Origin of the sequence: Nocardia alba NBRC 108234, from assembly GCF_001612665.1 — a bacterium.
In the GTDB taxonomy this organism is placed as follows: Bacteria; Actinomycetota; Actinomycetes; order Mycobacteriales; family Mycobacteriaceae; genus Nocardia; species Nocardia alba.
Genome location: NZ_BDAX01000028.1, coordinates 105,016 through 112,460 on the forward strand (window position 1 = coordinate 105,016; position 7,445 = coordinate 112,460).

Here is a 7,445-nt window from a genome sequence, read left to right on the forward strand (position 1 = left end):
CGGTCGGCCACCGGAATGCCCGGTGGCCGACCGATTCTCACTCCTCGGGGGCGTCCGGGTAGGCCTGCTGCCGGTATCCACCGCGCAGCGTCCCGTCCAGATACGCGGCCTTGCAGGCCCGCCGGGCGATCTTCCCGCTCGACGTCCGCGGAATCGACCCAGCAGGCACCAGCAACAGGTCCCGCACCATCACCCCGTGCCTGCGCGCGATCGCCGCGCGCACCATATCCGTGATCGGGCCCGGCTCGAGTTTCGCCGCGCCTGTTCCCCTTTCGGCGACGATCACCAATTGTTCCGCCGCCGGATCGGACACCGCCCCGGCCTCGAGCACGGGTGTGGGCAACTGCCCCGCCTGCACCGAGAAGGCCGCGATGAAACCGGGCCGCAGGGCCGTGCTGGCCTCCTGCGCCGAGTATTCGAGATCCTGCGGATAGTGGTTGCGCCCGTCGACGATCACCAGGTCCTTCACGCGACCGGTGATGAACAGCTCGCCGTCGTGATAGGCACCGTAGTCGCCGGTCCGCATCCATTTCGCGTCGTCGGGCGCACCCGCGGCGCGACTTCCGGTAGCCAGGCGCGCGCTCACCCGGTTGTGGAAGGTCTCCTCGGTCTCCTGCGCCCGGCCCCAATACCCGATGCCCATATTGTCGCCGTGCAACCAGATCTCGCCGACTTCGCCGTGGCCTCGCTCCACCCCGGTGCCCGGATCGACGATCACCGCCCACTGCGACCGCGCGACGTGTCCGCACGACACCTGCGCCACCGCGTTCGCGGCGTGCTCGTCGCACTCCACCATCCGCCCGTCGTTCAACTGCCCGCGATCGACATAGACCACCCGCGCCTCGTCGTCGCGCTTGGTCGCCGACACGAACAGCGTCGCCTCGGCCATCCCGTAGCACGGCTTGATGGCGGTCTTGGACAGCCCGTAGGGCGCGAACGCCTCGTTGAACTTACGCATCGAGGCCACCGAGACAGGTTCGCTGCCGTTGATCAGACCGATCACATTCGACAGGTCGAGCGTCTCGCCGCCCTTGGGCAACCCGCGCATCGCCGCGTGTTCGAACGCGAAATTCGGTGCTGCCGAATAGATCTCGGCACCGTCGGCTTGGGCGGCGAGCTCCTTGATCCAGCGCGCGGGCCTGCGCACGAACGCGCTCGGCGACATGATGGTGATGAACTTGCCGCCGATGGTCGGCAGGATCACCGTGAGCAGCCCCATGTCGTGGAACAGCGGCAACCAGGTGACCCCGCGGGCGTTCTCGGTGATCCCGATGGCGTCGATCATCTGCAGCAGGTTCGTCCCCACCGAGCGGTGGGTGATCTCGACACCGGCGGGCACCCGCGTCGACCCGGACGTGTACTGCAGATACGCCACGCTGTCGATATTGATGTCGGGCCTGCGCCAGCGCGCACCGACAGTGTCGGGAATCGCCTCGACCGCGATGATCCTGGGCCGCTGCGCGGCGGGCTGTTCGCGGAAGAATTTGCGCACGCCCGCGGCCGCGCTGCCGACGGTGAGCACCGCGGCGGGTTCGCAGTCGCCGAGCACGGCGTGTAGCCGGTCGCTGTGGCCCTGCTCCTCCGGATCGAACAGTGGCACAGCCACATTCCCCGCGTACACCGCCGCGAACAACGCGACGACATAGTCGAGACCCTGCGGCGCCAGCACCGCCACCCGATCGCCGGGCTGAGTCACCTGCTGCAGTCGCGCGGCCACCGCGCGCAGCCGCACGCCGAACTCGCGCCAGGTCAGCTCCTGATATTCCCCCTCACGTTCTGTCGAATAGTCGATGAAGCGATAGGCCAGATCGTCCCCGTTGGCCTCGCTGTGTTTGTCGACGAAGTCGATCAGGGTCTGATCACCCGGAATCCGGATCGTCCCCAGTTCGTCCACATAGTCGTCGAAAGTGTCGCCGATCATTCCCAATCCTTTTCAACGCACATTGACCAGAACCCGCCGGCACAGGACGAATCGTCAATACCGCCCGAACGAGATCGCCACGTTGTGACCGCCGAAACCGAAGGAGTTGTTCACCGCGTAATCGATTCTTCCGCGCCGCGCCTGACCCGACACGACATCCAAATCGATATCCGGGTCCTGATTGTCCAGATTCAGCGTGGGCGGAACGATGCTGTCGCGAACACTGAGCACCGTCAGCACCGATTCGAGCGCGCCGACCGCGCCGATCGAATGCCCGAGAGCCGACTTGGGCGCGTACACCGAAGCGTGCGAGCCGATCGCCTTCGCGATCGCGTTCGCCTCGGCGGTGTCACCGATCGGAGTCGCGGTGGCGTGGGCGTTGATGTGGGTCACGTCGGCGCGGCTGATCCCGCCGGTCTGGATCGCCCGCGTCATCGCTCGTGCGGCGCCGGTGCCCTCTGGATCCGGTGCGACGAGATGGAACCCGTCGGAGGTGACGCCCGCGCCGAGCAGTCGAGCGTGAATCGTCGCGCCGCGCGCCTTCGCGTGTTCCTCGGTCTCGATCACCATCATCGCGCCCGCCTCGCCGAAGACGAACCCGTCGCGGTCGGCGTCGAAGGGGCGCGAGGCCGCCTTCGGATCGTCGTTGCGGGTGCTCATCGCGCGCATCTGCGTGAACGCCGCGATCGGCACCGCCTGAATGGAGCCCTCGACACCGCCGGTGACCACGATGTCGGCATCGCCCATCATGATCATCCGCCACGCGTTGGCGATCGCCTCCGAGCCCGACGAGCAGGCCGACACCGGCGTGGAAACCCCGGCCCGCGCCCCCAACTCGAGGCCGACGCAGGCCGCGGGGCCGTTGGGCATGATGGCCTGCACGGTCAACGGCGAGACCTTGCGGTAGCCGCCGTTGCGCAGCCGGTCGCGCGCGTAGATCAGCGATTCCGCGCCGCCGAGGCCGGTGCCGATGGAGACGCCCAGCCGGTCGTGGTCCACCTCGGGACTGCCCGCGTTGCGCCACACCTCGCGACCGAGAACCACGGCCATCTGCTCGACGTAGGACAGCTTGCGCGCCTCTTCGCGGGTGAGCGAGAGGGTGGGTGACACCTTCAGGTGGCCGCCGATCCGCACCGGCAGTTCGAAGTCGTCGATGAAGGAATCTTCCAAGACGTCGATTCCGCTCTCGCCGTTGAGCAGACCTTTCCAGGTCGAGTCGACGTCGCCCGCGATCGACGTGGTCGCCGCCAGGCTCGTGACCACGATATCCGTCATAAATTTTCGCTCACTCTCTCTAGCTATGCCACGACTGAACGGGAACCGCTGATGGAGCTGAACTGGTGGAGCGTATATGCACACGACGCGACGCGCCCAAATTCCGAAACAGTGCGCAGAACACCGTGTCGTTTCCAGGCGCGATGCGCCAGGTCTATTGTGACGACGGGCAACACTACCGGACCGACGCAACTCTCGCTTTTCACTAACCGGAAAGGGCAAACGAGCGTGGCCAGGAACCTGACCCAACTGGAACTACTGATCGAGCTTGAACCCATCGCCGCGAGCAATGTCGACCGCCATCTGTCGATGGCCAAGGACTGGCACCCCCACGATTACGTCCCGTGGGATCGAGGCCGGAACTTCGCGTCGATGGGCGGAATCGATTGGGACCCAGAACAATCCGCTCTCAGCGAGCTCGCCAAGGCGGCGATGGTCACCAACCTGCTCACCGAGGACAACCTACCCTCCTATCACCGCGAGATCGCCGAGAACTTCTCCGAGGACGGCGCGTGGGGCACCTGGGTCGGCCGCTGGACCGCCGAGGAGAACCGGCACGGGATCGTGTTGCGTGATTACCTCGTGGTGACCCGTGGCGTCGACCCGGTCGCGCTCGAGCAGGCCCGAATGATCCATATGACCAACGGATACTCGGCGATGGCCGTCGTCGACGCCAAGGCACCCGGATACGACATCCACACTTCGACCGGCGCCGGGTTCCTGTTCTCCGTCGCCTATGTGACCTTCCAGGAACTGGCCACCAGGGTGAGCCATCGCAACACCGGCCGCGTCTGCGACGATCCGATCGCCGACCGCATGCTGGCCCGCATCGCCGCCGACGAGAACCTGCACATGATCTTCTACCGCAACCTGTGCGCCGCCTCGCTCGACCTGGCCCCCGACCAGACCATCGAGGCGATCAACACCATCGTGCAGAACTTCCAGATGCCCGGCGCGGGCATGCCCGGCTGGCGACGCAACGGCGTGCTCATGGCCAAGCACGGCATCTACGATCTGCGCCAGCATCTCGAAGAGGTGTTGATGCCGGTGCTGCGTAAGTGGAACATCTTCGAGCGCAACGACTTCGGACCGAGAGGCGAGCGCGCTCGCGAGGATCTGGCAGCGTTCCTCGAGCGGCTGGGCGGTGATGTCGTGCGCTTCGAGGAACAGCGCGATCGCGCGCTGGCACGCACGGCCGAGCGCGAACGGCAACCGGTGTGATCGACCCGGCCCGGCCGCTACCTGGCCGGGTCGCGGCGCGCGTGGTTCTTGTTGCGATACATCGCCGCGTCGGCGGCGTGTACCAATTCGTCTACCGCGCCGGGCAATCGCTCGAAAAAGGCGGTGCCGATGCTGGCGCCGACCGCGAGCGTGTGCCCGTCCACCTCGAGCGGCGCGGTGAGCGCGGCCAGCAGCTCGGCGGCGAGTCGCGCCAATTGTGCTTCACCGGAACATCTTTCGATCAAAACCAGGAACTCGTCGCCGCCGATGCGGGCGGCGAGCGCCGAGTCCGGACGCACCGCCTCACGCATCCGGTCGGCCACGACCTCGAGCACACGATCTCCGACCGTGTGCCCCCACAGATCGTTGATCTCCTTGAAACCGTCGAGGTCGAGATAGCAGACCCCGATCGGCGGTTGTGCCTGCGCCAGTCTGTTGAACAGGTGTGGGCGGTTCGGCAGGCCGGTGAGCGCGTCGTGATTGGCGTCGTGCCACAGCCGGTCGGCGAGTTGCTTGCGCTCGGTGACATCGACCGCGACGCCGATCAGGAACTCGATGGCGCCGTCGGTACCGCGCACCGCCGACATCGACAGGTCGATCGCGGTCGCGCGGCCGTCGCCGTGCAGATGCTCGGTCTCGGTGCGGAAGCTCTCGGATTCGCCGGCGACCATCAGCTGGAGTTGCTCGAACGCGAAATTCAGGTTCCGCGGACCGAGAATGTCGGCGACGGTCCGCCCCGGCATCGTCTCCGGGGTCTGGCCGAGCATCTCGGCCATGATGGCATTGCAGTTCACCACCTGGCCGGTCATGTCGACAGTGCCGATGCCGACCAGCGCGCCGTCGAAGACCGCCTCGAATCGGGCTTCCGACAGGGCCCGCCGCTGTTCGGCCTCCTGTGCCGCGGCAAGCACCGCGGCCAGCGTGGCCTCCTGCTCGGCCAGCGCGGCGGCCCGCAGCGCCGCGGTGAAGCCCGCCGCGAAGTCGGCGGCCAGCGCGATCGCCCGGTCGCGGATCTGCGGTAGCTCGGGATCGTCCGGGCCGTCGGCGGCGATCTCGACCAGGTCAGCACAGATCACCGGCACCGAATGGCTCACCGCGGACGGATCACGGTAATTGGCGGCAACCAACATCCGGGCGGCCCGCCGCGCGATATCGGTGTCCTGCCCGCCCCGCGCCGCGTCGATCAGCCCGATGCACAGGGCACCGAGCATCTCTTCGATCTGGGAGCGGTTGAGCGTAGGAGCTACGACGCCGTCGAGGGCATCCGCCCACCGCTGCGCCAGCTCCCACGACCCCACTGCTTCATCCACCTGTCATCGTCTATCGCACCGCCATGTCAGGCGGTCTACTTCTTGATCGCGACCCCGCCCATGCCGAGCGAACGGCCTGGCTTCTCGTGCTGATCACGCTCGGACTCGGGCCGCCACAGCGGCAACTCGACAACGCCGGGTTCGACCGAATCCCATCCCTCGAACAACGCGACGATCTCGTCTTTGGACCGGAAATGGATTCCGACCTTGGACTGGTTCACCGAGTTCGTCCCCAGTTTACCGGCGTCATCGGGCCGAAGCTCGGATGTGAGATGTGAAATGGCAATGTAGCTACCCGCGGCAACCACATCGCGCAGCGCAGTCACCTTACCGACCGGATCGTCGATATCGGGCACCAGGTGCAGCACCGCGATCAGCAGCAAACCCACCGGGGCGTCGAAGTCGATCAAACCGGTCTCGCGGACCGCGGCGACCAGATCAGCCGGTTTGCGTAGGTCGGCTTCGATGGCGCCCGCGCGCACATTGCCCGCCAGGATGGTTCGCGAATGAGCGACCGCTACCGGGTCGATATCGACGTAGAGCACCGTGGCCTCCGGGTCCAGCTCGTGCACGATCTCGTGCACATTTCCCGCCGTGGGGATGCCCGAACCGACGTCGAGGAACTGCCGGATTCCGGCGTCGAGCATGAAGCGAACCGCCCGGCGCAGAAACGCCCGATTGCTCAGCGCCAACCTCGGCAGGTCGGGAACGAGCCTGGTAGCCAGCTCCGCGGCGTCGCGGTCGACCGCGAAGTTGTGCGAGCCGCCGAGCAAAGCGTCGTACATCCGAGCCGGACTCGGATGCTGCATATCGACACCTTCGGGCGCCCATACCGGCCGATCCATCGAATTCCCCTGTCTGCCATTACCGCACCGCACCCTCGCAACCCGCGACGATGCCACCAGCATCGTAATCGGCGGCACCGACATCGGCGCGGCTATCTGTTAGCAAGGGTCACGTAGTCGACCAGCGGTACTGTCGGGCGCTACTTCTCGGAACCGTAGGGCTCGGCCCAGAGTGGGGCCACATCCGGTGTCATGGTGGCGACTACCGGGATGCCCGCGGCCACGAAATTGTCCAGGGCGCGACGCATGTGGTCGGCCGAGGTGATCAGGACAGCCTCGGACACACCGAGCGCTGCCATCATGCGCGCCGAGAACTCGGCGTTCTGCACGGTGGAACCGGCTTCGGTTTCCGCGTGCAATCGTTGCCTGGCGACACCGCGAACATTGAGCCAGTCGGCCATTACCTGCGCCTCGGTGACACCGTTGCGCGGGTTACCGCCGGTCACGATCACCGGGGAGGCCGGCGACATCAGAGCCTGAATCAGCGCCGCGTGCAGGCGATTACCCAGTTCGGGTCGCATCGTGCCATCGGGCAGCAGACCATATCCGAGCACCACGATCGCCGTCTCGGGGCCGTAGGTGGCAGGCAGCACGATCCCGGCGAGGCCTGCGACCGAACCGACCACGCCCGCCAGCGGATCGGCGGACGGCGCGGCGGCACCGGGTGGCGCTGCGGCGAGCGCCGCGACCAGTGCGGCGGGCAGCACCAGCGCCGCCGCGCAACGACGCAGTGTCTGATGAGCGAAGAGCCGGTGCATGGTGACCTCCCGAAGCGACGTCACATCATCGTCGCGCACCGGGACATCCGCCATGCCCATTTCTGAAATGTTGATGGTTCGGAATGTTTGCCCCGGTCCGGGCCGGTATCCTGGG

The 7,445-nt window shown here is 66.6% G+C and carries 6 protein-coding genes; 1 reads left to right on the top strand and 5 read right to left on the bottom strand.

The genetic code is table 11. The annotated features are described in order from the left end of the window. Nucleotides 1-37: 37 nt before the first annotated feature. Together fadD32 and NA12_RS26770 are read right to left on the bottom strand one after the other, a co-directional pair. Entirely contained in the window at nucleotides 38-1,918 is a 1,881-nt protein-coding gene (gene fadD32 / locus NA12_RS26765) for a long-chain-fatty-acid--AMP ligase FadD32 (protein WP_132370248.1), read from the bottom strand. A 57-nt stretch (nucleotides 1,919-1,975) separates the two neighbouring features. Then, entirely contained in the window at nucleotides 1,976-3,223 is a 1,248-nt protein-coding gene (locus NA12_RS26770) for a KasA/KasB family beta-ketoacyl-ACP synthase (RefSeq protein ID WP_255284102.1), read from the bottom strand. A 201-nt stretch (nucleotides 3,224-3,424) separates the two neighbouring features. Between NA12_RS26770 and NA12_RS26775 the strand changes: the two genes are divergently transcribed. After that, nucleotides 3,425-4,417 carry an acyl-ACP desaturase gene (locus NA12_RS26775; RefSeq protein WP_067457175.1) on the top strand — a complete coding sequence of 331 codons (993 nt, stop codon included), beginning with the start codon at nucleotides 3,425-3,427 and terminating at the stop codon, nucleotides 4,415-4,417. A gap of 17 nt (nucleotides 4,418-4,434) precedes the next feature. Here the strand turns inward: NA12_RS26775 and NA12_RS26780 are convergent, their stop codons facing one another. From NA12_RS26780 to NA12_RS26790, 3 genes are all read right to left on the bottom strand, one after another. Next, entirely contained in the window at nucleotides 4,435-5,727 is a 1,293-nt protein-coding gene (locus NA12_RS26780) for a sensor domain-containing diguanylate cyclase (protein WP_243655095.1), read from the bottom strand. 35 nt (nucleotides 5,728-5,762) lie between these two features. Continuing rightward, on the bottom strand, nucleotides 5,763-6,572 hold the full coding sequence (locus NA12_RS26785; protein ID WP_067457181.1) for an SAM-dependent methyltransferase: 810 nt from the start codon (nucleotides 6,570-6,572) through the stop codon (nucleotides 5,763-5,765). Between the two features lie 140 nt (nucleotides 6,573-6,712). After that, nucleotides 6,713-7,390, bottom strand: a complete 678-nt coding sequence (locus tag NA12_RS26790) for a YdcF family protein (protein WP_067457184.1) — start codon at nucleotides 7,388-7,390, stop codon at nucleotides 6,713-6,715. Nucleotides 7,391-7,445 lie beyond the last annotated feature (55 nt).

Excerpts from the sequence above, each read along its gene's own strand:
- NA12_RS26785 (WP_067457181.1), bottom strand. The coding sequence starts at position 6,572 with ATGGATCGGCCGGTATGGGCGCCCGAAGGTGTCGATATGCAGCATCCG.
- NA12_RS26790 (WP_067457184.1), bottom strand. The coding sequence starts at position 7,390 with ATGGGCATGGCGGATGTCCCGGTGCGCGACGATGATGTGACGTCGCTT.